The organism is Modicisalibacter tunisiensis (genome assembly GCF_020148005.1).
Lineage (GTDB): Bacteria > Pseudomonadota > Gammaproteobacteria > Pseudomonadales > Halomonadaceae > Modicisalibacter > Modicisalibacter tunisiensis.
On sequence record NZ_JAGXFD010000001.1, the window covers coordinates 2,099,314 to 2,122,639 of the forward strand.

A 23,326-nucleotide genomic window follows, 5' to 3' on the forward strand; every position below is an offset into this window, starting at 1 on the left:
TGCAGGGCCCGCCGAAGACGGCGGCTCAGGCGGCCGCGCGTCTTGCCTGTTGCCGGTTCAGGGATTCGCCGCGGCCGATGGCGTAGTAAAGCAGGCCGGCGTCCTTGACGATCTCGGGGTCGAAGAGGTTGCGCCCGTCGACGACCACCGGGGTACGCAGCGTCTGGCGCAGGTTGTCGAAGTCGATCGCGCGGAAGATCTTCCATTCCGTGCAGATGACCAGGGCGTCGGCGCCTTCCAGGGTGTCGTCACGCCGGTCGACCAGCACCAGATCGTCGCGTTCGCCATAGATGCGGCGGCACTCGCCGGCAGCCTCGGGGTCGAAGGCCTGAACCCGGGCACCGCTGTCCCACAGCGCTTCCATCAGCTCGCGGCTGGGCGCCTCGCGCATGTCGTCGGTGTTGGGCTTGAAGGCCAGGCCCCACAGGGCGATGGTCTTGCCCTTGAGGTCGCCGTCGAAGGCCTGGTTGAGCTTTTCGAAGAGGCGGGTCTTCTGGCGCAGGTTGACGGACTCGACCGCGCCCAGCAGCTGGGCGTCATAGCCGATATTCGTGGCGGTCTGGGCGAGCGCCTTGACATCCTTGGGGAAGCAGGAGCCGCCGTAGCCGCAGCCGGGGTAGATGAAGTGATAGCCGATGCGCGGATCCGAGCCGATCCCGTGGCGCACATGCTCGATATCGGCCCCCAGGCGCTCGGCCAGGTTGGCGATCTCGTTCATGAAGCTGATCTTGGTGGCGAGCATGGCGTTGGCGGCGTACTTGGTCAGCTCGGCGCTGCGCACGTCCATGAACATCAGCTTTTCATGGTTGCGGTTGTAGGGGGCGTAGCATTCACGCATCGCCTTGCGCACGGCTTCCGAGTCGGTACCGACGATGATGCGCGCCCCCTTCGAGAAGTCCTCGATCGCCGCGCCTTCCTTGAGGAATTCCGGGTTGGAGCAGACATCGAAGTCGATGTCGGCGCCGCGGGCCTCGAGCGTGCGGCGCAGGGTGTCGCGGACCTTGTCGGCGGTACCCACCGGCACGGTGGACTTGTCGATCACCACCTTGTATTCGCCCATGTACTGGGCGATGGTTTCAGCGACCTTGAGTACGTACTTGAGGTCGGCGCTGCCGTCCTCGTCGGAAGGGGTGCCCACAGCGATGAACTGCAGCTTGCCGAAGCGAACCGCTTCCTCGGCATCGGTGGTGAAGCGCAGGCGCCCGGCGTCGCGATTCTCCGCGATCATCGCGTCCAGGCCGGGTTCATAGATGGGAATCTCGCCGCGGTTCAGTCGCGCGATCTTGTCGGCGTCGACATCGACGCAGACGACGTCGTGGCCGACATCGGCCAAACAGGTGCCGGTGACCAGGCCGACATAGCCTGATCCGAAGATGGTAATCCGCATTGTTCACCTCTCCATGGTGGTTGTCTGGTATCACGTTCTGCAATGCGTCTGGCCACGAGGCCAAATGCCACACGAGCGTGCCGGGCTGCGACTGAAATCCATTCCTTGGGGCCCGGGGCGAGAGCGGCTGCCTGCCTGAGTCTCGCCGGTAGTCTGTCATTATCGGGCAGCATCGTTACCGGGGGGTGACATACTGCCGCGACCTGATGATCTTTTCTAAATTAGTAAGGTTAATTTATGTAATCACCGGGTAACGCTGAATAGCCTAGAGGCTCCATCGCCAAAGGTCAACCTGTCATCGGGTGAATTTTTGCACACTGTTTTCTTACTCGTCACCGATGCCCGCGTCAAGGGAACTTCACATGGCCGATATAGAGGACTAAAATGGTCCTCAATGCCGACAGGCTGGAGGTTCGCGATGCTCAAGCTGTCCAAGCTGACCGATTACGCCGCCGTGGTGATGGCGCAGATCGCGCGTCATCCGGAGCGGGCGCATGCCGCGGCCGACCTGGCCGACGCCGTGCAGCTGCCGCATCCCACCGTGAGCAAGACGCTGAAGATGCTGGTGAAGGCCGGGTTGCTGACGTCGCGGCGTGGCGCGCAGGGCGGGTATCGTCTGTCACGCGCGCCCAGCGAGATTACCGCCAGCGACATCATCGCCGCCATCGAGGGCCCGGTTGCCATGACGGAGTGCAGCCAGGCCGACGGCGATTGCGACCTGGTCAGCAGCTGTGGCGTCGCCGACAACTGGCAGCGAGTGACGCTGGGCGTGCGCACCCTGCTCGACAGCGTGACCCTGGCGCACCTGGCGCGCGCCGAGCCGCTCAAGTTACCGGTGCAGTTACCCATACAAAGCGTGACCCTGGCCGCCATGGCCGAGGGCTGAGACGCCGACCAAGGCTTGATGACAGGGTGCAGTGCGATGCGCCCGGAGGGGAGGATCATGGCTACAGAGGAAATGGAGCGACTCGTTCGTCGCGAGTATACCCAGGGCTTCGTGACCGACATCGAGAGCGATACGGTGCCGCCGGGGCTCGACGAGAGCGTCATCGCCTTCATCTCGCAGAAGAAGGGCGAGCCGCAGTGGATGCTCGACTGGCGGCTCGAGGCCTATCACCAGTGGTTGAAGATGAAGACGCCCAGCTGGGCACATCTTGACTACCCGCCGATCGACTACCAGGCGATTTCCTACTATAGCGCGCCCAAGAAGCCCGAGGACCGCCCCCAGAGTCTCGACGAGGTTGATCCCAAGCTGCTCGAGACCTACGAGAAGCTGGGCATTCCGCTTCACGAGCGGGCGGCGCTGGCCGGGGTCGCGGTCGATGCGGTCTTCGATTCGGTCTCGGTGACCACCACCTTCAAGGAGAAACTCGCCGAAGCGGGCGTGATCTTCTGCTCGATCTCCGAGGCGATCCGCGATTACCCGGAGCTGGTCAAGCAGTACCTGGGCAGCGTGGTCCCGCAGGGCGACAACTACTTCGCTGCGCTCAACTCGGCGGTGTTCACCGACGGCTCCTTCGTCTACGTGCCCGAGGGCGTGACCTGCCCGATGGAGCTGTCGACCTATTTCCGCATCAACGCCGCCAACACCGGCCAGTTCGAGCGCACCCTGATCGTCTGCGACAAGCGCGCCCAGGTCTCCTACCTGGAGGGCTGCACGGCGCCGCAGCGCGACGAGAACCAGCTGCACGCCGCAGTGGTCGAGCTGGTGGCGCTGGAAGACGCCTACATCAAGTACTCCACGGTGCAGAACTGGTACCCGGGCGACGAGGACGGCAAGGGCGGTATCTACAACTTCGTCACCAAGCGCGCCGACTGCCGCGGCGATCGCTCGAAGGTGTCCTGGACCCAGGTCGAGACCGGCTCGGCGATCACCTGGAAGTACCCGTCGTGCATGCTGCGCGGCAAGGACAGCGTCGGTGAGTTCTACTCCGTGGCGGTGACCAACGGCCGCCAGCAGGCCGATACCGGCACCAAGATGATCCACATCGGCGAGAACACCAAGTCGACCATCGTCTCCAAGGGCATCGCCGCCGGGCGCAGCGACCAGGCCTATCGTGGGCTGGTCAAGGTCGGGCCGCGAGCCAGGAACGCCCGCAACTTCACCCAGTGCGACTCGCTGCTGATCGGCGATCGCTGCGGCGCGCATACCTTCCCGTACCAGGAGATCGGCAACAGCACGGCGACCGTCGAGCACGAGGCGACCACCTCGAAGATCGGCGAGGATCAGCTGTTCTACTGCCGGCAGCGCGGTATCGCCGAGGAGGACGCGGTGAACATGATCGTCAACGGCTTCTGCAAGGATGTCTTCCAGGAGTTGCCGATGGAGTTCGCGGTGGAGGCGGAGGCACTGCTGAATGTGACGCTCGAAGGTGCCGTGGGATAAGGCGCTATTGCGCTCGGTCATCCTGCGTTGGAAACCTGGCTCGTGCGCGAGTCCGATCGACATGCTCATTGAGCAACAGTCAACTCCGCTGACTCGCCAGGTTTCCGCCTTGACTGACCATCGCTCATGACGCGCCTGACGCAGTGGAAAGGTGACAACGAATTCGTCGGAGGGCGCGATGGCGCCCTCGAATCCAGATTGAAGGTGGCAACACATGCTCGAAGTCAAAGATCTGCACGTGTCGGTGGACGGCAAGGAAATCCTCAAGGGGCTGAGCCTGACGGTCAACGCCGGTGAGGTGCATGCCATCATGGGGCCCAACGGCGCGGGCAAGTCGACGCTGTCCTCGGTGATTGCGGGCAAGGACGGCTACGAGGTGACGGCCGGCTCGATCACCTTCGAGGGCCGGGACGTGCTGGAGATGGAGATCGAGGAGCGCGCCCGGGCGGGGCTGCTGCTGGGCTTCCAGTACCCGGTCGAGATTCCCGGCGTCAAGAACATCTATCTGCTCAAGGCGGCGCTCAATGCCCAGCGGGCGGCGCGTGGCGAGGGCGAGATTCCGGCGCCGGAATTCATGAAGTTGGTCAAGGAGAAGCTGGCGTTCATGAAGATGGACCCGAGCTTCCTGCAGCGCGCGGTCAACGAGGGGTTCTCCGGCGGCGAGAAGAAGCGCAACGAGATCCTGCAGATGCTGGTGCTCGAACCCCGGCTGGCGATGCTCGACGAGATCGACTCCGGTCTCGACATCGACGCCCTCAAGGTGGTGGCCGAAGGCGTCAACTCGCTGCGCAGCGAGGAACGTGCCGTGCTGATGGTGACCCACTATCAGCGTCTGCTCGACTACATCGTGCCCGACAAGGTCCATGTGCTGCTCGACGGCCGTATCGTCAAGTCCGGTGACAAGGACCTGGCGCTCGAACTCGAGTCGCGTGGCTATGAATGGGTGCAGGAGGAGTCTGCGGCGTGAGCGACAAGACCCAACCGAGTGCAGGACAGCGCTTTCTCGACCGCCTGAAGGCGCGCGATGCCGTGCGCGGGGCCGAGCCGACCTGGATCGCCGCGCGGCGTCAGGCGGCGGCGGCACGTTTCGAGGCGATCGGCTTTCCCGACAAGCGGGTCGAGCAGTGGAAGTACACCGATGTGCGGCGCATTCGTGACGGCGAGTTCGCGCTGGCCGACGACGCCGACTTCTCGCCGGCTCAGGCCGCCGCCCTGACCCTGCCGATCGAGGCGGTCCGCCTGAGCTTCGTCGATGGCGTGTTTGCCCCGGAGCTCTCCGATACCGGCGCGCTGCCTGCCGGCGCGAGCGTCGAGCCGCTGACTCGCGCGCTGAGCGACAACCACGAGGCCGTGGGCGCCGTGCTGGGGCGCCTGACCGGCGTCGAGTTTTCACCGTTCGCCGCGCTCAACACCGCCTTCGCCGAGGAGGGGGCCATCATCCGCCTGGCGCCGGGCACCGTCGTCGAGACGCCGATCCTGCTGCAGTTTCTCTCCCGGGCCGGTGAGCAGCCGGTGATGAGTCATCCGCGGGTGTTGATTCAGGCCGGAGCGCGCAGCCAGGCCACGGTACTCGAGCATTACGTCGGTGAGCCGGCGGCCGCCAACTTCACCAACGTGGTGGCCGAGGCCGTGCTCGAGCGTGGCGCCCTGCTGACCCATTACACCCTGCAGGAATCGCCGCTCGACGACCTGCTGGTGCGCAGTCTGCAGGTCGAGCAGGGGCGCGACAGCCGCTTCACCTCGTTCACCGTCAACCTGGGCGGTGCCCTGGTACGCAACGACCTGGTGGCCGATCTCAACGCCCAGGGGGCCGAGGCCAACTACTACGGGCTGTTCTTCGCCCAGGGTCGCCAGCATGTCGACAACCACACCCTGGTCAACCACAACGCACCGCTGACGTTCTCCAACGAGAATTACAAGGGCGTGCTGGGCGATCGTGCCCGTGGCGTGTTCAACGGCAAGGTGGTGGTCAAGCGCGACAGCCAGAAGATCGAGGCGCATCAGAGCAATGCCAACCTGTTGCTGTCCGATCGCGCCGAGATCGACACCAAGCCGGAGCTGGAGATCTACGCCGATGACGTCAAGTGCTCCCACGGGGCGACCACCGGGCAGCTTGACGAGGATGCCGTGTTCGCGCTGCGTACGCGCGGCATCGACGAGCAGACCGCGCGGGGCCTGTTGACCCTGGCTTTCGCCGGCGAGGTGATGGAGCAGGTGGGGCTGGATGCGGTGGCCGAGCGTGTCGAGCTCACGGTGGCCGGCAAGCTGCCGGAACGCTTCAACCTCGGTGGGCTGGTCGAGGCGGCCCTGCTCGACGAGCAGGCATTCGAGGAGGTGCCGGGCCATGACCGCAATGACTGATCTGACCCTGGATGTCGTCAAGGTACGTCGCGACTTCCCGATCCTCGAGCGCCAGGTTCACGGCCATCCGCTGATCTATCTGGACAATGCCGCCACCAGCCAGACGCCGCGGCAGGTGATCGAGACGCTCGATCACTACTATCGGCACTACAACGCCAACATCCATCGCGGGCTGCACACCCTGGCGGACGAGGCGACGGTGGCCTACGAGACCACGCGCGAAACCGTGCGCGGCTTCATCGGCGCCCGCGAGACCCGCGAGATCGTCTTCACCCGCGGCACCACCGAGGCGATCAATCTGGTCGCCAACAGCTGGGGGCGGGCCAACCTGGGGCCGGGCGACGAAGTGCTGATCTCGCGGCTCGAGCACCACTCCAACATCGTGCCGTGGCAGCTGCTCGCCGCGGAGCGCGGCTTCACCATCCGGGTGATTCCGGTCGATGAGCGTGGCGCGCTGGACATGGCCGCCTATCGCGAGCTGATCAATGAGCGCACCCGGCTGGTGGCCGTCAATCACGTCTCCAATGCCTTCGGCACCATCAATCCGGTGGCCGAGATGGCGCGCATCGCCCACGAACACGGCGCCCTGATCCTGGTCGACGGTGCCCAGGCCGCGCCGCATGAGATCGTCGATGTCACGGCCCTGGATGCCGACTTCTATGCCTTCTCGGGCCACAAGGTCTACGGCCCGACGGGCGTCGGCGTGCTCTACGGCAAGGCGGCGCTGCTCGAGGCCATGCCGCCCTGGCAGGGTGGCGGCGAGATGATCCGCACGGTGTCCTTCGAGGCTGGCACCACCTATGCCGAGATTCCCCACAAGTTCGAGGCGGGCACGCCGGCCATCGCCGAGGTGATCGCTCTGGGGCGCGCTCTGGAGTGGGTGGGCGAGATCGGCATCGGCCTGATCCGCGCCTGGGAGCACCGGCTGCTCGAGCACGCGCACCACGAGCTGGCCGCCATCGACGGGCTGCGCCTGCTGGGGACCGCGCCGCACAAGGCCGGGGTGGTCTCGTTCGTGGTGGAGGGCGCGCACGCTCAGGATATCGCGCTGCTGATCGACCAGCTGGGCGTGGCGATCCGTACCGGCAACCATTGCGCGCAGCCGCTGCTCCAGCAGTTCGGCGTCGACGCCACCTGCCGAGCCTCGTTCGCCGCCTACAACACGCCCGAGGAGATCGACATCTTCGTCGCGGCACTCAAACGCGCCATCGAGATGGTTCGCTAGGGGAGGGAGGACGCGTGTCGATGGAGCAACTGGAGAGTCTCTACAAGGGGCAGGAAATGCCCCTGCAGCGGGACGTGAACGCGATCTCGATTCCCTTCGGCAAGAGCGTCACTCTGGTCGAGGATTCAGTGGTCGGGGTGATGCAGGCCAAGGGCAGCACCGTCAGTGTCACCTACGAGGGGCGGCTGTACCTGATCGAGGGCAGTGACCTGGATGCGCTGGGCCTCGAGCCGCTGCCACGGCCGACCCTGCCGGAAGACGCCGACGATGCCGCGCTCGAGCAGTTCGTCTGGGACCAGCTACGCACCTGCTTCGACCCCGAGATCCCCGTCAACATCGTCGATCTCGGCCTGGTCTACGGGTGTCGCATCGAGCACCTGCTCACCGGCGAGCGGGTGGTCACCGTGCGCATGACCCTGACCGCCCCCGGTTGTGGCATGGGGGATGTCATTGCCGAGGATGCGCGGCGCAAGATCCTCGGGGCGCCGCAGATCTCGCGGGTACATATCGAGATCGTCTTCGACCCGCCGTGGAGCCGCGAGATGATGACCGAGGAAGCCCGGCTCGAGCTGGGGCTGTTCTGAGGCGCCCCCGGACGCCGGCGTCGTGCCCGCTTGAGGCGGGGGGAGCCCCCGGGTAGGATTCGTGCGCTGATGACTCCTTCGGATGGAGAGACGATGGCGCCGAGGCGTGCAAGGGGCTGGCTGAAACGTGCGACACTGCTGGGCGCGGTGCTGCTGCTGGTGGCGGCCGGCCTGGTGCTGGCCGCCAACCTTTGGGTGCTCGCCCGTACCCGCGATCGCATCCAGGAGGACCTGCTGCTGTGCCCCCCGGCGCCGATCGGCATCGTCTTCGGCACCTCCTACTGGTCCCGCGACGGGGAGCGCAATCCGCACTATGCCGCCCGGCTGCACGCCGCGGCCCGACTGATGCGCCTGCACCGCGTTCGGCACCTGCTGCTGTCGGGCGACAATCGCACGCGCTACTACAACGAGCCCGTGACCATGTGGCGCGACCTGCGCCGTGCCAACATTCCCGATGCGGCCATGACGCTCGACTATGCGGGGTTCAGTACCTTCGACACCCTCGTGCGGGCGCACGAGGTCTTCGGGGTCGACCGGGCGCTGCTGATCACCCAGGACTGGCATCTGCCGCGGGCGCTGTACCTGGCGCTGGCGGCGGGCATCGATGCGCGGGGATGCGTGGCGCCCTCGTCCCCGGTGGCGGGGGAGTGGCGGTTGCGGGTGCGTGAATGGCTGGCGCGGGTGGCGATGCTGGGGGATCTCTATCTCTGGCATCGCCAGCCGCACTTCCTCGGCCCGCGGGAGCCGATCCGCCTCGCCGGCGACGGCTGACGCTCAGCGCCGCGAGCGGGGCTTCTGCAGCTTGTAGAGTTCGCGGATCAGCGCCCGGCAACCCTTCCAGCAGCGCTCGATGACCGGCTCCATCTCGTCGGGCAGCGGATGGGTGTAGAGGGTCGACAGCGACTGCATGACCACGCGTTCCTGCTCGAGCAGTTCGCCGACCAGTACCTGGCTGTCGTCGCCGACGAAGCTCTTCAGTCGGCTCCACAGCCAGAGGTAGTCGTCGCGCTCGACGTCGGCGTCGCGCGGCAGGAGGTTGAGGTGCTGTTTGGCGAGTTTCTGAAGCTCGCGCATCGCCTCGCCCCGTTCCTCGTAATGGGGCTTCAGGGCGTCGCGCAGTGTGGGGCGCAGACGCTCGAGATTGTCCTGGAAGTAATCCAGGCTGTCGGCCAGCGCTTCCAGTACGTTGTCCATCGCCACCTGGCGATTATCGAGAAACATGGGCGGTCACCTCCTCCGGTGACGCAGATTGTGCGGCTCGAAACAGTGTTTTGCCACCCCCGGGACGAAGAAATTGTGTGTTTCCATTCCCGGGGCGTGTCAGGGGTATCGGCCGGTCGCGGCGAGGCTTTAATCCGGCGTCAGCCCTTGGGCTTGGGCGGGGCCTTGCGCGGCGTGGCAGCGTGCTTCTCGAGGTGCTCGATGATCAGCCCGGCGATGTCGCGCCCGGTGGCCGTCTCGATTCCCTGCAGCCCCGGTGACGAGTTGACTTCCATGATCACCGGCCCGTGGTTGGAGCGCAGCAGGTCGACGCCCGCCACCCGCAGGCCCATCGCCTTGGCGGCACGGATCGCCGTGGAGCGTTCCTCCGGCGTGATGCGGATCACGCTGGCGCTGCCGCCGCGATGCAGGTTGGAGCGAAACTCGCCGTCGGCGGCCTGGCGCTTCATGGACGCCACGACCTTGTCGCCGATCACCAGACAGCGAATGTCGGCGCCGTTGGCCTCCTTGATGTACTCCTGGACCATGATGTTGGCCTTCATGCCCATGAAGGCCTGGATCACGCTTTCCGCGGCCTGGTTGGTCTCGGCCAGCACCACGCCGATGCCCTGGGTGCCCTCCAGCAGCTTGATGACCAGCGGGGCGCCCTTGACCATGGTGATCAGGTCGGGGATGTCGTCGGGGGAATGGGCGAAGCCGGTGATCGGCAACCCGAGGCCCTTGCGCGAGAGCAGCTGCAGCGAGCGCAGCTTGTCGCGTGAACGCGTGATCGCCACGGAGTCGTTGAGCACATAGGTGCTCATCATCTCGAACTGACGCAGCACCGCACAGCCGTAGAAGGTGACCGAGGCGCCGATGCGCGGGATCACGGCGTCGAAGCGTTCGATCTCGCCGCCCTTGTAGTGGATCGACGGACGGTGCGAGGCGATGTTCATGTAGCAGCGCAGGGTGTCGATCACCCGTACCGAGTGCCCCCGGGCCTGTGCCGCCTCGATCAGGCGGCGGGTGGAGTACAGGTTGCGATTGCGCGAAAGCAGGGCGATATGCATGTCGGGACTCCGGAGCGGGCGAATGGGCAGGCGTGGCGGCTTCAGGGCTCGCCGTGGAGAAAGGCCGCGCCGGGCGCGACGAGCAGGCGACGCATGGCGCGCCGGCCCAGCAGCATCGGGTGGCGCATGTCGCTGCGGTCGGTCAGTGACAGTTCGACCGGATACTCGAGATCGCCGAGCCGCATGAGCGTGCGAATGACGTAACGCCACTCGGCATGGCCGTTGGAGCTGGTCACGCGGCGGCGATCGTGCAGGTGCAGACGGACCGCGTGCGGCGGGCTGTCGGGGCCGCTGCCGCGGGTCAGAAAGCTGATCCAGACATGACCGTGTTCCTCGAAGGTCTCGATCTCCTCGGCATGCAGGGCGGAGGTGCGGGCCCCCGTGTCGGCCTTGCAGCACAGCGTCAGGCCGACTTCCGGCAGGGTGACCATCTCGCGGCGGCCGATCACGGCCTTGGCATGGTAGGGCAACGCTTTCATGGGACGAACACCGGATCTCAGCGATGGAAGGCATGCAGACGGCGCCCGATCGGCGACCCGGGGTCGGCCTGGCGCAGCGTCATCAGCAACGGTAACCGCAGTCGCGGGATCAGGGCCAGATCGCGGACCACTTTCATGAAGGGGCCGTCGCCCTGGCCGGCGAGCACCTCGAGAAAGCGTGGCAGGCGCTGGGCATCTTCCAGGTGCGCCCAGCCGCGGGCGGCGATCGCGGCGAGCAGGTCGGGCCCGGCGGCGGCCGCGTCGGCCAGCAGGGCATCGTACCAGGGCCCCACCTGATCCGTGTCGCCCTGGCCCACGGCGCGCACGCAGGCGCAGAAGGTTTCCAGATCACCCTGCCCGGCGGCCGTCTCGCCCCGGGCGATCAGGGCCGCGGTCAGCGCGGGTGCGGGCACGACATGCTCCAGAACATGGCACAGCGGGCGCAGTGCCGCCACCGGCAGGGAGGGCACCCGGCGGGCAATCTGGCGCGCCTGCTCGGCATCATGGCGCACGCCGACGTCGGCGATCCCCTGCAGGCCCAGCGCCTGCCAGGCGTTGGCCGGCAGCTGGCCGGTCAGATAGGCCTCGGCGGTTTCGAAGTGCTCGCTGGCGCTCTGGTCGAGATCGGCGCTGGCGCGGGCGTGCAGCACGGCCCGCTGGGTGAGGTTCGGGGTGAACACCAGCGGGTTGTCCTGCATCAGGTTGTCGATACGCTCGCCGTCTCCCGTCTCGAGTCGGTCGGCGAGCCGCTCGGCGGTACGGCCCAGGGTCTCGAGAAGGCGTTGCAGGAAGGCATCCCGCGGCACCGGATCGATCCGGCCCTGTTCGTCGAGGGGCAGGGCCAGGAACCAGACCAGCGGGTCGCTGTCGGGGCTCAGCTGGAACACGCAGGCCAGCTGCGCCTGGCCGAGCCAGGGTTGCGGCCAGCCCTGCTCGCCGCTCTCGAAGGCGGCCAGGGTCTCGGCCGGGCAGGGCGCGACACGCCGGCCCATCGTGTAGAAATGCGTGCGTGCGCCGGTGCGCGTGAAGAAGTCGCTAAGCGTATGTATCGGCTGCATGGCGTCCTCATGGTTGGCGGCGCACTGTAGCGCGTCGCGGCCTGGCTTTCCAGCCTTGCGCAGCGCGGTTGATCATTCTTTGAACGATGCGCCGGAAACAGCATGAATCGGGCATCGGCGCGACTTTTCCCGCGGTTGTCCACAGGGTCTTTCAGGGCTTCTGTGCATTATCGCGATGGCGGGGTTCGGTTGGCCCCTCGGGGGTACGCGGGCGATAATGAGGTAGGTTTCACCACGGAGTTGTCATGACCACCCATCAGGAACTCGAGCAGGCGCTCGAGAATCTCGAATCGACCCTGCGCAGCGTCGACCTCTGGAACACCGCCCGGCCCGAACCCGAAGCCTTCGACAGCCGCGAGCCGTTCTGCGTGGATACCATGGCGCTGCCCCAGTGGCTGCGCTACGTCTTCATTCCGCGCCTGCAGGCGCTGGTCGATGCCCGGGCCGCCATGCCGGCGACCTGCCAGGTGGCGCCGGCCGCCGAGGCTTACCTCAAGGACTCGCGGACCAGCACGCGCGTGCTGGTCGTCTCGGCGATCGCCGAGGTGGACCGCGTCGTCACGGAGGGCTGAGATGGCGTACTACTTTGCCTATGGCAGCAACATGAACGTGGCACGGGTGACCGCCCGGATCGGCGAGACGCGCCGGGCCTTGCCCGCGGTTCTCGAAGCGTATGCCTTGCGCTTCGACAAGGCCTCGCGGATTCCCGGCATCGCCCATGCCAACGTGGCACCGTCACCGGAAGGACGGGTCGAGGGGGCGCTGTTCGAACTGTGCGAGCCCGGGCAGATCGAGCGCATGGATCCCTTCGAGGGGGTGCCGCACGACTATCGTCGCGAGCGCTGCATCGTGCAGACCGCCGAGGGGCCGATCGAGGCGTGGGTCTACATCGCCCGGCCGGAGCGCACGAAGCCGTCATTGAAGCCGGCCCGCGAATACCTCGATCACCTGCTGGCCGGCAGACCGTTCCTGTCCCGCGATTACCATGACCGGCTGGCTGCGGTGGAGGCCGTGGATGGGCTGTGCGAGGCGACGCTGGCAGTGCTTGGGCTGTCCCGGCGCTCGCCGCGCTGAGCCGACCCCGTCAACGCAGAACGCCGGCCCCGCGAGGGGCCGGCGTTGTCGTTGCGTCAGGCTTGGGTTGCCGTGGCGGGATCAGAAGTTGAGCGTCACGCCGCCGCCCACGATCACCGGGTCGGTGTCGAGCTCGCCGCTGTTGCCGGCGTAGCTGTAATCCGCATTGACATTGGCGTAGGACGCGAAACCGTTGAGCGACAGGTTCTTGGTGACCACCAGGTCGACGCCCACTTCGCCCTTCGGTGCCCAGGTGTTGTCGACATTGAGGCCGCTGCTCTCCCCGGAGAAGCGCGTGTAGTTGACGCCCACCCCGGCGTAGGGCTGGACACGCGAGTTCAGGCCGCCCAGCGGGTAGTACTCGACCATCAGGTCGATCGGTTGGCTGTCGACGCTGGCATCGAGGCCCGGGCCGGTCAGCGAGTGCTCGAACTTGTCGCTGCCGCCGAGGGTGACGCCGACCTTGTCGTGCAGCATGTAGCCGACGCTGCCCACGAAGGCGCTGTCGTCACCGATATCGACGCTGCCATTGTCGCTGTCGGTTTGGCTCTTGGCATAGCCGCCGCGGATCAGCACGTCACCGGCTTCATAGGCCAGGGCGGCCTGGGACGCGGCAACGAGACCACCGGCGAGCAGGATGGCGGAAAGCGATTTCAGCTGAGTCATGGGAATCTCCTTCTTTGCTGGGTAGGCGACGTCCGGTGTCCGAGTCGCTGTCGGTTCGTAAGAAAACGCTGTTTCCTAACTGTGGGTCGCAGTATAGGAAACGCTGTTCGAAATTGTCATGTAAAAAAATGTATATTTTTGAGCGAGTGATTTAACAGCGCCGCGAGTCACTACAGTGCCGCGGGCTGCTTGGCAAAAATCGCCCTGGAAGGCTTAACTGGAGGGGGAGGACAGGGGGAGAACCGCATGGACAGGGCGATGTATCGTCAGCTGCCGCGATTGCTGGCGCTGGGCTGGGCCACGCTGATGGCACTGGTGCTGTTGTGGCATCCGGAGGTCATCCGGGGCGTCGAGATGCCGTGGCGGCTGCCGCTGTGGCTGCTGGGCGTGGCGGCGCTGGGCATCGGCTTCGCCCATGGGGCCGGGCTCACGGCCGGGCGCGCACGCGGGCCACGGTACCTGGCAAGTCGCGGCTGCTGGGTACTGCTCGCCGTGTTCTCGCTGCTGGTGCTGTGGCGGCTCTAGGGCGGCCTGCAAGCGGTTTTCGTATCGCCAGGCGTATCACAACGGAAAAGGGCTCCCGGAGGAGCCCTTTCAGACCGCGTGGCGTCGTCAGACGCTGCCTTCAGCGAGGAATCTGCTGATATTCTCCCGCGTCGGCCGTCACGCTGCTCACCACCAGAATGGCGAGGAAGGAAGCGATGAAGCCGGGGATGATCTCGTAGATGCCGGGGCCGCCCAGGAAGGAAGCGTCCCAGCCCAGGGAAATCCAGATCATGACGGTGACGGCGCCCACGATCATGCCGGCGATGGCGCCCGTGCCGTTGGTGCGTGACCACATCAGCGACAGGATGATCAGCGGGCCGAAGGCGGCGCCGAAGCCGGCCCAGGCGTGACTGACCAGCCCCAGGACCTGAGAGTTCGGGTCGGAGGCGATGATGACGGCGACCACGCCCACCAGCACGACGCTGATCCGGCCCACGGTGACGGTTTCCTTGTCCGTGGCGTCCTTGCGCAGGAACAGCCGGTAGAAATCCTCGGTCAGCGAGGAGGAGGAGACCAGCAGCTGGCTGGAGATGGTGCTCATGATGGCCGCCAGCAGGGCGGCATAGAGGAAGCCGGTGATCAGCGGGTTGAACAGCAGGTCCGCGAGGATGATGAAGATCGTCTCGGGGTCTTCGACATTCATGCCGTTGCGGACCGCATAGGCCCGGCCGAAGATGCCCAGGGAGATTGCGCCGATCAGCGAAATGAGCATCCAGCTCATGCCGATGTTACGGGCTACCGGCACCTCCTTCAGGGTGCGGATGGCCATGAAGCGCACGATGATGTGCGGTTGCCCGAAATAGCCCAGCCCCCAGGTGACCGCCGAGAGCCAGCCGATAAAGGTCAGTCCCGAGGTCCACGAGAGCAGGTTGGGATCGACCTCGTTCAGGGTCTGCGAGGCCTGGGAGAACCCGCCGCCGCCTTCGCCGAAGAGGACGACCAGCGGCATGATCACCAGGGCCAGCATCATGATGCAGCCCTGCACGAAGTCCGTCATGCTCACGGCCAGGAAGCCGCCGACCACGGTATAGGCCAGCACCACGCCGAGGGTGAGGATGACGCCCGTCGCATAGTCGCTCAGGCCGCCGATGTTGATGACCCCCGCGAACGCGCTTTCGAACAGCTTGCCGCCCGCTACCAGCCCAGAAGCCGTGTACACCGCGAAGAACACCACGATGACGATGGCGGATACCGTGCGCAGCGACAGCGCCCGGGTCGGGAACCGGTTGGCGAGGAATTCCGGAATGGTAATGGCATTACCGTAGTGAACCGTCTGCTCGCGAAGGCGGGGGGCCACCAGGGTCCAGTTGAAGAAGGCCCCCACGAGCAGGCCGATGCCGATCCAGGCCGATCCCAGACCGGACACGAACAGCGCCCCGGGCAGGCCCAGCAGCAGCCAGCCGCTCATGTCCGAGGCGCCGGCCGACAGGGCCGCCACCTTGGGACTCAGGCCGCGGCCCCCGAGCATGTAATCTTCCGATGAAGAGGTCGCCTTGCGCATTGCATAGATGCCGATGGCAATCATGAGCACAAAGTAAGCAATTAGACTGATCCAAACACCAATAGCCATGGAGCGTCTCCAGTTAATCAGGACGGACTAGCGTCGACCGGTCAGCGGGTTTCCCGTGCAGAATCCGGCAGTGGCAAGCATTGTTTCTTTAAGCCTTTTGCGATTCAAGACAGGCGATGACGCCGGTCCGGTTTCACCGCCGGGAGGCGCATGGAGGTAGTGTCGGTAGTCAGCTTTTTTTTAACCATGGTGAGTCGTCCTTCTTCCGTTATTGTTGTCAAGCGCCGAAAGGATCCTGCGTTTCGGGAAGGCGATCGGCAAGACCTTTTCGCACGCCCCCGTCCAGCGGGCGAGGCACGGGGCCCCGCCCGACGGCCTGTCGCTCGGGTCAGTCATCACCCAGCGCGAGCAGGGACGCATTGCCGCCCAGGGCGGCGGTATTGATGGTCAGCGCCTTTTCGGTGGCGAAGCGCAGCAGGTAATGCGGCCCGCCGGCCTTGGGGCCGGTTCCGGACAGCCCCTGCCCCCCGAAGGGCTGGACGCCGACCACGGCCCCGATGATATTACGGTTCACGTACACATTGCCTACCCGAACCTTCTGCGCGATGGCTTCGGCGAAGGATTCGTTGCGGCTGTGCACCCCGAATGTCAGGCCGTACTGCTTGGCGTTGATCGATTCGATGACCCCTTCGATGTCGCTGGCCCGGTAGCGCACGATGTGCAGGATCGGGCCGAACTGCTCGCGCTCCAGCGCGTCGATGCCGTCGATCTCGAAGGCGGTCGGCGCGACGAAGGTGCCCTCGGCGGTCTTGGCCGGGTCCAGCTCGGTCTCGGCGATCAGCCGGTTCTCGCCCTTGAGCCGCTCGATGTGGGCCTGCAGCCCCTGGCGGGCGTCGTCGTCGATCACCGGGCCGACATCGGTGCCCAGGTGGCGGGGGTCGCCGACGTGCAGCTCGGCCATCGCGCCCTTGAGGATCTGGATCACCCGGTCGGCGATATCTTCCTGGAGGTAGAGCACGCGGAGCGCCGAGCAGCGCTGACCGGCGCTCTGGAACGCCGAGCGGATGACGTCGGCCACCACCTGTTCGGGCAGGGCGGTGGAGTCGACGATCATGGCGTTGAGGCCCCCGGTCTCGGCGATCAGCGTGGGCAGCGGCGCGCCTTCACGGTCGGCCAGCGAGCGGTTGATGAGCTGCGCGGTATCGGTGCCGCCGGTGAAGGCCACGCCGGTGATGCGGGCATCCGAGGTCAGCACGCTGCCCACGGTGGGACCGTCGCCGGGGAGCAGCTGCACCACGTCGCGCGGCATGCCGGCTTCGTACAGCAGCTCGACGACGCGGTGGGCGACCAGCGAGGTCTGTTCGGCGGGCTTGGCCAGCACGCTGTTGCCGGAAACCGCCGCGGCGACCATCTGGCCGCAGAAGATCGCCACCGGGAAGTTCCACGGGCTGATGCAGGCGAAGACCCCCTTGCCGCCCATGATCAGCTGGTTGGATTCGCCGGTGGGGCCGGGCAGCGCCATGGGTTCGGCGAACAGCTCGCGGGCCCGGTTGGCGTAGTAGCGACAGAAATCCACCGCCTCGCGGATCTCGTCGACGCCGTCGGTGAGCAGCTTGCCCCCCTCGCGGGAACACAGCGTCATCAGCTCGGCGAGGTTGGCCTCCATCAGGTCGGCAAAGCGTTCGAGAATCTGCGCGCGCTCCTCGACCGGCGTGGCCTCCCAGCGCGGGAAGGCCGCCCAGGCGGCCTCCACGGCCTGCTTCGCCTGCTCGGCGGTGGTCCACTGCACGCTGCCCACCACCTGACGCCGATCGTAGGGGCTGAGTACCTCATGGCGCTGGGCATCGAGGGTATCGACCTCGAAGGCCAGCAGCGGCTTGACGTGGTACTGCGTGTCCATGAAGCCGTCCATGGCGCTGGTCAGCGGCCGGTAGTGGCTCCAGATATTGAGGTTCACGCCGTGGGAGTTGCGCCGGCCGGCGCCATAGATGTCCCTGGGCAGCGGAATGCGCGGGTTGGCATAGGTGTCGTACTGGCGCAGGCTTTCCACCGGATGCACGCACAGCGATTCGACAGGCACCCGCGGGTCGACCAGCTGGTGAACGAACGAGGAGTTGGCGCCGTTTTCCAGCAGCCGGCGCACCAGGTAGGGCAGCAGGTCCTTGTGGGCACCGACCGGCGCGTAGATGCGGCAGTAGGTGCCCTTGGGGGCGCGTTTCAGGGCGGCGTCGTAGAGCGCCTCGCCCATGCCGTGCAGGCGCTGGAACTCGAAGGCGCGGTCGGCGTCGTTGGCCAGCTCCAGGATGGTGCTGATGGTGTGGGCATTGTGCGTGGCGAACTGCGGGAAGATCCGCCCGCGGGTGTTCTCCGAGAGCAGGAAGTGGGCACAGACCAGGTAGGCGACATCGGTGTTGGCCTTGCGGGTGTAGACCGGATAGCCGTCGATCCCCAGCTGCTGGGACTCCTTGACCTCGGTGTCCCAGTAGGCGCCCTTGACCAGGCGCAGCGGAATCTCGTCGCCCTGCTGGTCGGCGAGGCGGTTGATGTAGTGAAGCACCGGCAGCGCGCGCTTGGCGTAGCCCTGCACCACCAGGCCGAAGTGACCCCAGCCCTTGGCGGCGTCGCTCTCGTAGACGGCGCGGAAGACCTCCAGGGACAGCTCGAGGCGGTCCACTTCCTCGGCATCGATGGTGACCGCCACGTCACGCTCGCGGGCCATGGCGACCAGCTGCTTCACGCTGTCGACCAGCTCGACGAGGATCTGCTCGCGACGCCCGAACTCGTAGCGTGGATGCAGCGCCGAGAGCTTGATCGAGATCGACGGCGCCGGCGTCCTGGCGTCGAGCTTCTGGCTGACCGCGCCGACGCGCTCGATCGCCTTGGCGTAGTCGTCGAAGTAGCGCCGGGCGTCGTCGCGGGTGCGCGCCGCCTCGCCGAGCATGTCGTAGGAGTAGGTGTAGCCCTTGTCGAACAGCGGCTGGGAGCGCTTGAGCGCCTCGTCGACGGTGCGACCGAGCACGAACTGGCGGCCCATGATCTTCATCGCCTCGACCATGGCGCGGCGGATCACCGGCTCGCCCATGCGATTGACCAGCTTGTTGATGAAGGTGGCCGGCTTGCCCTCGCGGGGCTTGTCGAGCTGGATCACCCGGCCGGTCATCAGCAGGCCCCAGGTAGAGGCGTTGACGAACCAGGACTCGCTCTGGCCGACGTAGGATTTCCAGTCGGCCGGCCCCAGCTTGTCCTCGATCAGGGCATCGGCGGTGGCCTTGTCGGGGATGCGCAGCATGGCCTCGGCCAGGCACATCAGCATCAGCCCCTCGTGGGTGTCGAGGCTGTACTGCTGGAGGAGTTCGTCGATGGAGTCGACGGCGGTGTCCATCTCGCGGACTTCCCGAACCAGGTCGGCGGTCTTGTCGGCGATGCGCTGGAAATCCTCGTCATCGGCCTGGAGGAAGGCGACCAGCTCGCGCATGAAGGCGTCTTCGTCGACGATGTAATGCTCGCTCACTCGGTCGAGCAGCGCGTTCAGGTCCTGTTGCCAGGTCCGCTGGTCCAGCATGGTCTTGGCTTCGAGCATGAGAAGACCCCGTTATCAGGTAGTGACTCGGGCGCAGCCGGGCCCGACGGTGGCAATGCCGTTCCCCCGTCGTCCTTGACGAGCTCTGCAACGCCGGAATCCCCGGCTGCGAACACCAGGGTGCGAGAAGCAATTCTGTAATGGCTTGAATTTAGAGTGGGAGAGATTGCGGCGTCTTGCCAATTTCTTGGCCGGCATTGTCAAAAAGCCGGAAAGTTTGTCCTGTTGCGGCTTTTTTTAGACCAAGGTCGAAGCTGATCGTGGCCGATCGCGCCGTATTCCCGACGGGAAGGGCCGGGGCCCGGGCACGGTGGCAGCGGCTTGCGCGGCGACTCAGCGGCTCAGCCGCCTGGGCGAGGTGGTGGCGACGCGGGTCAGGCGCTGATGCCGGCGCAGGCGCCCCGGCGGCTCGTTGAAGACGCGCCGAAAGGCGCGGGAGAGGGCGCTCTGGCTGGCGAAGCCCGTGCGGGCGGCAATCTCGTTCAGCGGCAGGGGCGAGTCGGTCAGCAGCGTCCGGGCGGCCTGAAGGCGCTGACGCAGTACATACTGGTAGGGGGTGACGCCGGTCTGCTCGCGGAAGCACTCGCTGAAGTGGGCCACGCTCAGGCAGGCACGCTCGGCCAGATCGGCCACGGCGAGGCGCCGGTCGAGGTTGTGCTGGATGAAGGTATCGATGTCCGCCAGGTCGATGCGTCGCCGTGGCATGGGCACGGTGGCGGCTTCGGGGAGGCGGGCGCGCAGGCAGCCCAGGAAGGTCGCCGCCAGCAGGTCGCCCGGCGCCGGGCGGGGCTGCGTGAGTTCCTGGATCAGGAAGGTCAGGTAGGCGCGCAGGGGCTCGTCGAGCGCGAAGAAGCGCGGGGCGTCGAACAGCCGGGCGTGCTCGCGGTGGGCCCCGGACAGCGCCGGGGCATCGTCCGGCAGGTCGAGGATCAGCTGCCGGTTGGTGCCGATGCCCTCGTAGTAGTGCACGTAGTTGGCCGGCACGATGCAGCCGGAGAGTGCCTCGATGCGCCCGCCCAGGCCTTCGATCTCGAAGTCGGCGTGCCCGTCGAGGCCGATCACGATCTGGTGGAAGTCATGATCGTGATGCTTGATGGTGTTGTCGAGTGGCGTCAGTCGCAGCGTGCTGGTCATGGGCCGACCTCGTGACGACGGGAGTGCCATTGTAAGCGCTCGGCCGCGGCGACGGTAGGCTCAGAACTCGCGGCGGCCCTCCTCGAGGGCCAGGCGGGCGGCCAGGTGGTCGCGCAGCGCGGTCAGCTCCTCGCGTCCGGTGCGCGACAGCAGCGAGCCGCCCTGCTGGGACCGCAGGGAGCGGCCGTGCTCTTCCATGATGCGCTGCGCGCTGCGGCGCACCCCCTCGAGATAGGCGTCGTGACGGATCGGATAGCCGACCACGGTATGCCATTCGGACTCGGAGGCCTGGCCGTTGAGCACGCGCTCGAACAGGCGCAGCAGGTGCTGCGGTTCGGTCCGGTAACGCGGAGTGCGCGCCAGCATCAGCATGGCGATGCTGCCGCCGACGACGAGCAGGGTGACGAGGAAGATCAGCAAATATAGCGCCATGGAGACAGGCCGAAAAGTTGAGAGCGGGCGACGGGAGTCGATCGGGTGGCGCACCACCGGGCTGGCGCACCAGATCGCGACCCTTGGGATTATGCAAGGAATCTGGAGCGGGCAACGAGATTCGATCGGATGGCGCACCACCGGGCTGGCGCACCAGATCGCGACCCTTGGGACTATGCAAGGAATCTGGAGCGGGCAACGAGATTCGAACTCGCGACCCTCAGCTTGGGAAGCTGATGCTCTACCAACTGAGCTATACCCGCTCGGCGGCTCGATCATAATGAAAGTACGCCCGCCAAGGCAAGCCCCGGTCGTCATTGTTACATTGTGATACAAAACAGTTCGTCCCGGGAGGGAGAAATCCGGCGAGGCTGTGGTCACAGGAATGAGCGCAATTTTCCAGCAGTCGCGGAAAATGGCGTCTTTGCTTACTTTATTCGATCCCTTGACCGCCACATCATCCCGATGTGGCGGTTTTTTTCGCGAGGATGCTCGGCGGGTCAGTGGCCGCGCATCTGCAGGATGGCGCTGACCACATCGCGCCGGGTCACGATCCCGACCAGCCGTTCGCCCTCGACGACCGGGTAGACCTTGGGCTTGGTGCCCAGCATCTCCTGGGCCAGGTCGGCGATGCTCTTGTTGGGCGTCACCGTCAGCACCTCGTGGCGCATGAGATCGCGTACCGGCGCGGGTTCATCGTCGAAGTAGGCACTGTCGAGCAGCTTGCCCATGACGTCCATTTCCGAGATGAAGCCGATCAGGTGGTCGCGCTCGTCGACCACGGGGGCGCCGGGGAGCCGGTGCAGGGCCAGGCCGGCGACCAGGGTGGCCACGGATGTGTTGCCGGTGACCCGGTAGCAGTCGCGGGACATGATGTCGCGCACGACGGTGGGTGCCTTGTTGCTCATGGCAAAGCCTCCTGCCGAGGGGGCCGTGGCCCCATGGCTGTATCCGGCCGGCAGTGGCGCCGGCCGGTGGAACCCGTGGGCCGGACTCAGTCGCCCGGGCCGCATTCCATGCAGTGCTCGAGAATCGCCGGACCCAGCTGCAGGTCGGCGTTGAGGTTGCGCAGGCCCGTGCGCAGACCCTCCTCGACCACCGGGTGATAGAACGGCATGTCGAGCATCTGCGAGACCGTGAGCCGCTGCTGCAGCGACCAGGCCAGCAGGTGGGCGAGGTGTTCGGCACGCGGGCCGAAGATCTCGGCACCCAGGAACAGCCCGGAGCCATGCTCGGCATAGAGCCGCATCAGCCCCCGGTTGGCGCGCATGACCCGCGAGCGCCCCTGATTCTCGAAGGAAACCTCGCCGGTGGCCAGGCAGTCGCAGCCGCCGTGGCGCGTCTCGAGCTCGGCGTAGCTGGGGCCGACCGTGGCCATCTGCGGATCGCTGAACACGATGCTCAAGGGGGCTCGGCGGTGGCCGACGCGCACTTCGGGAAATCGCCCGGCATTGTCGCCGGCGATGCGCCCCTCGTCCGAGGCTTCGTGGAGCAGGGGCAGTTCCTGGTCGGCGTCGCCGGCGATGAACACGGGCGCGGGCTCGCCGTCGCTGATGCGGCACTGCATGGTGTAGCGGTTGAAGCGCGGGATGCCGCGCGAATCGAGCAGCAGGCCGGCATGCTCGAGCGCCAGGCGATCGGTGTTGGGGCGGCGTCCGGTGGCGGCCAGCAGGTAGTCGAAGCGTTCGATCAGGCGCTGACCGGTGTTGCGTTCGATGAAGGTCACCACGACCTGGTCACCGTCCCGGTCGACCCCCTCCACGGTGGCATCGGTGTCCACGTAGAGCGACTCGTTGAGGGTGCGCTCGGCATAGTCGCGAACCGCGGCATCCTGCAGGGGGCCGAGGGCGCCGCCGACCCCGAACAGGCGCATGCGCACGCCGAGCCGGTGCAGGGCCTGGCCGAGCTCCAGGCCGATCACTCCGGGGCCGAAGACCGCCACCGACTCGGGCAGCGTCTCCCACTCGAAGAGGTCGTCGCTGGTCACCAGCCGGTCGCCGGCGGCCTCGAAGAGGCCGGGATACTTCGGCCGGGAGCCGCTGGCGATGATGACTCGCCGCGCGATGACCCGGGTATGGTCGTCGACCTGCAGGGTGTCGGGAGCGACGAAGCGGGCATGGCCCCGCAGCCGGTCGGTGTCGGGGATGCCGTCGATCGATTCGATGACGAGGCCCACGAAGCGGTCGCGCTCGCGGCGGACCCGGTCCATCACCGCCCGGCCGTCGACCTGCACCTCGCCGGTCACGTTGATGCCGAAGGGGGCGGTGTGACGGGCCTGATGGGCCGCCTCGGCGGCGGCGATCAGCAGCTTGGAGGGCATGCAGCCGACCCGCGCACAGGTGGTCCCGTAGGGGCCGCCCTCGATCAGCAGCACGGAATCGGTGTGGGCTCGGGCGGCGCGATAGGCGCCGAGGCCGGCACTGCCGGCCCCGATGATGGCAACGTCGACGTGGCGTGTCTCCATGAGGCGTCATTCCTCCCATGTTCGATGACAAGATAGCGTGTTGTGGCCAGCAGTGCCGGTACGCCGGACAGGCGAAGGGACACCCCCTTGTCTGCGCGATGTGCCGCCACCATTGTAGGTATCAGGCAAGGTCAGTATGTCGGGAGCACTGTCGCCAGGAAATTCGATTG

Annotated in this window: 22 protein-coding genes and 1 tRNA gene; 10 read left to right on the forward strand and 13 right to left on the reverse strand. The window is 66.4% G+C overall.

The genetic code is table 11. The features are described 5' to 3' along the window. Positions 1–25: 25 nt before the first annotated feature. Positions 26–1,387: a UDP-glucose dehydrogenase family protein gene (locus KGQ91_RS09725; protein ID WP_224420906.1), complete on the reverse strand. Its 1,362-nt coding sequence runs from the start codon at positions 1,385–1,387 to the stop codon at positions 26–28. Between the two features lie 418 nt (positions 1,388–1,805). On the opposite strand from KGQ91_RS09725, the gene KGQ91_RS09730 reads away from it, so the two are divergent. From KGQ91_RS09730 to KGQ91_RS09760, 7 genes are all read left to right on the forward strand, one after another. After that, positions 1,806–2,273, forward strand: coding sequence for an SUF system Fe-S cluster assembly regulator (locus KGQ91_RS09730; RefSeq protein ID WP_224420907.1), 468 nt, complete (start codon positions 1,806–1,808; stop codon positions 2,271–2,273). 57 nt (positions 2,274–2,330) lie between these two features. Beyond that, positions 2,331–3,773, forward strand: coding sequence for a Fe-S cluster assembly protein SufB (gene sufB / locus KGQ91_RS09735; protein WP_163647506.1), 1,443 nt, complete (start codon positions 2,331–2,333; stop codon positions 3,771–3,773). A gap of 214 nt (positions 3,774–3,987) precedes the next feature. Further along, positions 3,988–4,740: a Fe-S cluster assembly ATPase SufC gene (sufC, locus tag KGQ91_RS09740; protein ID WP_224420908.1), complete on the forward strand. Its 753-nt coding sequence runs from the start codon at positions 3,988–3,990 to the stop codon at positions 4,738–4,740. After that, the gene (gene sufD / locus KGQ91_RS09745; RefSeq protein WP_224420909.1) at positions 4,737–6,134 is read left to right on the forward strand and encodes a Fe-S cluster assembly protein SufD; all 1,398 of its coding nucleotides are present in this window, start codon (positions 4,737–4,739) and stop codon (positions 6,132–6,134) included. Before sufC ends, sufD begins: the two co-directional genes overlap by 4 nt. Further along, positions 6,118–7,359 carry a SufS family cysteine desulfurase gene (locus KGQ91_RS09750; RefSeq protein ID WP_318010275.1) on the forward strand — a complete coding sequence of 414 codons (1,242 nt, stop codon included), beginning with the start codon at positions 6,118–6,120 and terminating at the stop codon, positions 7,357–7,359. Before sufD ends, KGQ91_RS09750 begins: the two co-directional genes overlap by 17 nt. A gap of 20 nt (positions 7,360–7,379) precedes the next feature. Further along, entirely contained in the window at positions 7,380–7,943 is a 564-nt protein-coding gene (gene sufT / locus KGQ91_RS09755) for a putative Fe-S cluster assembly protein SufT (protein WP_263479067.1), read from the forward strand. A gap of 93 nt (positions 7,944–8,036) precedes the next feature. Continuing rightward, positions 8,037–8,714, forward strand: coding sequence for a SanA/YdcF family protein (locus KGQ91_RS09760; protein ID WP_224415288.1), 678 nt, complete (start codon positions 8,037–8,039; stop codon positions 8,712–8,714). A 3-nt stretch (positions 8,715–8,717) separates the two neighbouring features. Here KGQ91_RS09760 and KGQ91_RS09765 read toward each other — a convergent pair whose 3' ends face one another. The 4 genes from KGQ91_RS09765 to KGQ91_RS09780 all read right to left on the reverse strand — a co-directional run bounded on the left by KGQ91_RS09765 (position 8,718) and on the right by KGQ91_RS09780 (position 11,750). Then, on the reverse strand, positions 8,718–9,164 hold the full coding sequence (locus KGQ91_RS09765; protein ID WP_163647500.1) for a hypothetical protein: 447 nt from the start codon (positions 9,162–9,164) through the stop codon (positions 8,718–8,720). Positions 9,165–9,304: 140 nt separating this feature from the next. After that, positions 9,305–10,213 carry a 30S ribosomal protein S6--L-glutamate ligase gene (rimK, locus tag KGQ91_RS09770; RefSeq protein ID WP_224415287.1) on the reverse strand — a complete coding sequence of 303 codons (909 nt, stop codon included), beginning with the start codon at positions 10,211–10,213 and terminating at the stop codon, positions 9,305–9,307. A 41-nt stretch (positions 10,214–10,254) separates the two neighbouring features. Then, positions 10,255–10,692 carry an ATP-dependent zinc protease family protein gene (locus KGQ91_RS09775; protein ID WP_224415286.1) on the reverse strand — a complete coding sequence of 146 codons (438 nt, stop codon included), beginning with the start codon at positions 10,690–10,692 and terminating at the stop codon, positions 10,255–10,257. 17 nt (positions 10,693–10,709) lie between these two features. Next, on the reverse strand, positions 10,710–11,750 hold the full coding sequence (locus KGQ91_RS09780) for a DUF3549 family protein (protein WP_224420911.1): 1,041 nt from the start codon (positions 11,748–11,750) through the stop codon (positions 10,710–10,712). Between the two features lie 245 nt (positions 11,751–11,995). Between KGQ91_RS09780 and KGQ91_RS09785 the strand changes: the two genes are divergently transcribed. Beyond that, positions 11,996–12,322 (forward strand): YqcC family protein, encoded by a 327-nt coding sequence (locus KGQ91_RS09785; protein WP_224420912.1) that lies wholly within the window; start codon positions 11,996–11,998, stop codon positions 12,320–12,322. Position 12,323: 1 nt separating this feature from the next. Continuing rightward, on the forward strand, positions 12,324–12,824 hold the full coding sequence (locus tag KGQ91_RS09790; protein WP_224420913.1) for a gamma-glutamylcyclotransferase family protein: 501 nt from the start codon (positions 12,324–12,326) through the stop codon (positions 12,822–12,824). Positions 12,825–12,905: 81 nt separating this feature from the next. Here the strand turns inward: KGQ91_RS09790 and KGQ91_RS09795 are convergent, their stop codons facing one another. Next, a complete protein-coding gene (locus KGQ91_RS09795) occupies positions 12,906–13,490 on the reverse strand; it encodes an OmpW/AlkL family protein (protein ID WP_224420914.1) in 585 nt (194 codons plus the stop codon). Positions 13,491–13,736: 246 nt separating this feature from the next. Between KGQ91_RS09795 and KGQ91_RS09800 the strand changes: the two genes are divergently transcribed. Next, positions 13,737–14,015 carry a hypothetical protein gene (locus tag KGQ91_RS09800; RefSeq protein WP_224420915.1) on the forward strand — a complete coding sequence of 93 codons (279 nt, stop codon included), beginning with the start codon at positions 13,737–13,739 and terminating at the stop codon, positions 14,013–14,015. Positions 14,016–14,115: 100 nt separating this feature from the next. Here the strand turns inward: KGQ91_RS09800 and putP are convergent, their stop codons facing one another. From putP to KGQ91_RS09835, 7 genes are all read right to left on the reverse strand, one after another. Next, a complete protein-coding gene (putP, locus tag KGQ91_RS09805) occupies positions 14,116–15,606 on the reverse strand; it encodes a sodium/proline symporter PutP (RefSeq protein ID WP_224420916.1) in 1,491 nt (496 codons plus the stop codon). Between the two features lie 328 nt (positions 15,607–15,934). Beyond that, positions 15,935–19,126, reverse strand: a complete 3,192-nt coding sequence (putA, locus tag KGQ91_RS09810) for a bifunctional proline dehydrogenase/L-glutamate gamma-semialdehyde dehydrogenase PutA (protein ID WP_163647491.1) — start codon at positions 19,124–19,126, stop codon at positions 15,935–15,937. 333 nt (positions 19,127–19,459) lie between these two features. Further along, on the reverse strand, positions 19,460–20,260 hold the full coding sequence (locus tag KGQ91_RS09815; protein ID WP_163647490.1) for an AraC family transcriptional regulator: 801 nt from the start codon (positions 20,258–20,260) through the stop codon (positions 19,460–19,462). A 60-nt stretch (positions 20,261–20,320) separates the two neighbouring features. Further along, positions 20,321–20,692 (reverse strand): hypothetical protein, encoded by a 372-nt coding sequence (locus tag KGQ91_RS09820; RefSeq protein WP_224420917.1) that lies wholly within the window; start codon positions 20,690–20,692, stop codon positions 20,321–20,323. A gap of 187 nt (positions 20,693–20,879) precedes the next feature. Then, positions 20,880–20,955: transfer RNA gene (locus tag KGQ91_RS09825), tRNA-Gly, on the reverse strand. 237 nt (positions 20,956–21,192) lie between these two features. Continuing rightward, on the reverse strand, positions 21,193–21,600 hold the full coding sequence (locus tag KGQ91_RS09830; protein ID WP_163647488.1) for a CBS domain-containing protein: 408 nt from the start codon (positions 21,598–21,600) through the stop codon (positions 21,193–21,195). 86 nt (positions 21,601–21,686) lie between these two features. After that, positions 21,687–23,156: a dihydrolipoyl dehydrogenase gene (locus KGQ91_RS09835; protein WP_224420918.1), complete on the reverse strand. Its 1,470-nt coding sequence runs from the start codon at positions 23,154–23,156 to the stop codon at positions 21,687–21,689. Positions 23,157–23,326 lie beyond the last annotated feature (170 nt).

Excerpts from the sequence above, each read along its gene's own strand:
- KGQ91_RS09790 (WP_224420913.1), top strand. The coding sequence starts at position 12,324 with ATGGCGTACTACTTTGCCTATGGCAGCAACATGAACGTGGCACGGGTG.
- KGQ91_RS09750 (WP_318010275.1), top strand. The coding sequence starts at position 6,118 with ATGACCGCAATGACTGATCTGACCCTGGATGTCGTCAAGGTACGTCGC.
- KGQ91_RS09780 (WP_224420911.1), bottom strand. The coding sequence starts at position 11,750 with ATGCAGCCGATACATACGCTTAGCGACTTCTTCACGCGCACCGGCGCA.
- rimK (WP_224415287.1), bottom strand. The coding sequence starts at position 10,213 with ATGCATATCGCCCTGCTTTCGCGCAATCGCAACCTGTACTCCACCCGC.
- KGQ91_RS09785 (WP_224420912.1), top strand. The coding sequence starts at position 11,996 with ATGACCACCCATCAGGAACTCGAGCAGGCGCTCGAGAATCTCGAATCG.
- KGQ91_RS09830 (WP_163647488.1), bottom strand. The coding sequence starts at position 21,600 with ATGAGCAACAAGGCACCCACCGTCGTGCGCGACATCATGTCCCGCGAC.
- putA (WP_163647491.1), bottom strand. The coding sequence starts at position 19,126 with ATGCTCGAAGCCAAGACCATGCTGGACCAGCGGACCTGGCAACAGGAC.
- KGQ91_RS09815 (WP_163647490.1), bottom strand. The coding sequence starts at position 20,260 with ATGACCAGCACGCTGCGACTGACGCCACTCGACAACACCATCAAGCAT.
- KGQ91_RS09820 (WP_224420917.1), bottom strand. The coding sequence starts at position 20,692 with ATGGCGCTATATTTGCTGATCTTCCTCGTCACCCTGCTCGTCGTCGGC.
- KGQ91_RS09835 (WP_224420918.1), bottom strand. The coding sequence starts at position 23,156 with ATGGAGACACGCCACGTCGACGTTGCCATCATCGGGGCCGGCAGTGCC.
- KGQ91_RS09795 (WP_224420914.1), bottom strand. The coding sequence starts at position 13,490 with ATGACTCAGCTGAAATCGCTTTCCGCCATCCTGCTCGCCGGTGGTCTC.
- KGQ91_RS09775 (WP_224415286.1), bottom strand. The coding sequence starts at position 10,692 with ATGAAAGCGTTGCCCTACCATGCCAAGGCCGTGATCGGCCGCCGCGAG.
- KGQ91_RS09725 (WP_224420906.1), bottom strand. The coding sequence starts at position 1,387 with ATGCGGATTACCATCTTCGGATCAGGCTATGTCGGCCTGGTCACCGGC.
- putP (WP_224420916.1), bottom strand. The coding sequence starts at position 15,606 with ATGGCTATTGGTGTTTGGATCAGTCTAATTGCTTACTTTGTGCTCATG.
- sufB (WP_163647506.1), top strand. The coding sequence starts at position 2,331 with ATGGCTACAGAGGAAATGGAGCGACTCGTTCGTCGCGAGTATACCCAG.
- sufC (WP_224420908.1), top strand. The coding sequence starts at position 3,988 with ATGCTCGAAGTCAAAGATCTGCACGTGTCGGTGGACGGCAAGGAAATC.
- KGQ91_RS09800 (WP_224420915.1), top strand. The coding sequence starts at position 13,737 with ATGGACAGGGCGATGTATCGTCAGCTGCCGCGATTGCTGGCGCTGGGC.
- sufT (WP_263479067.1), top strand. The coding sequence starts at position 7,380 with ATGGAGCAACTGGAGAGTCTCTACAAGGGGCAGGAAATGCCCCTGCAG.
- KGQ91_RS09765 (WP_163647500.1), bottom strand. The coding sequence starts at position 9,164 with ATGTTTCTCGATAATCGCCAGGTGGCGATGGACAACGTACTGGAAGCG.
- KGQ91_RS09760 (WP_224415288.1), top strand. The coding sequence starts at position 8,037 with ATGGCGCCGAGGCGTGCAAGGGGCTGGCTGAAACGTGCGACACTGCTG.
- KGQ91_RS09730 (WP_224420907.1), top strand. The coding sequence starts at position 1,806 with ATGCTCAAGCTGTCCAAGCTGACCGATTACGCCGCCGTGGTGATGGCG.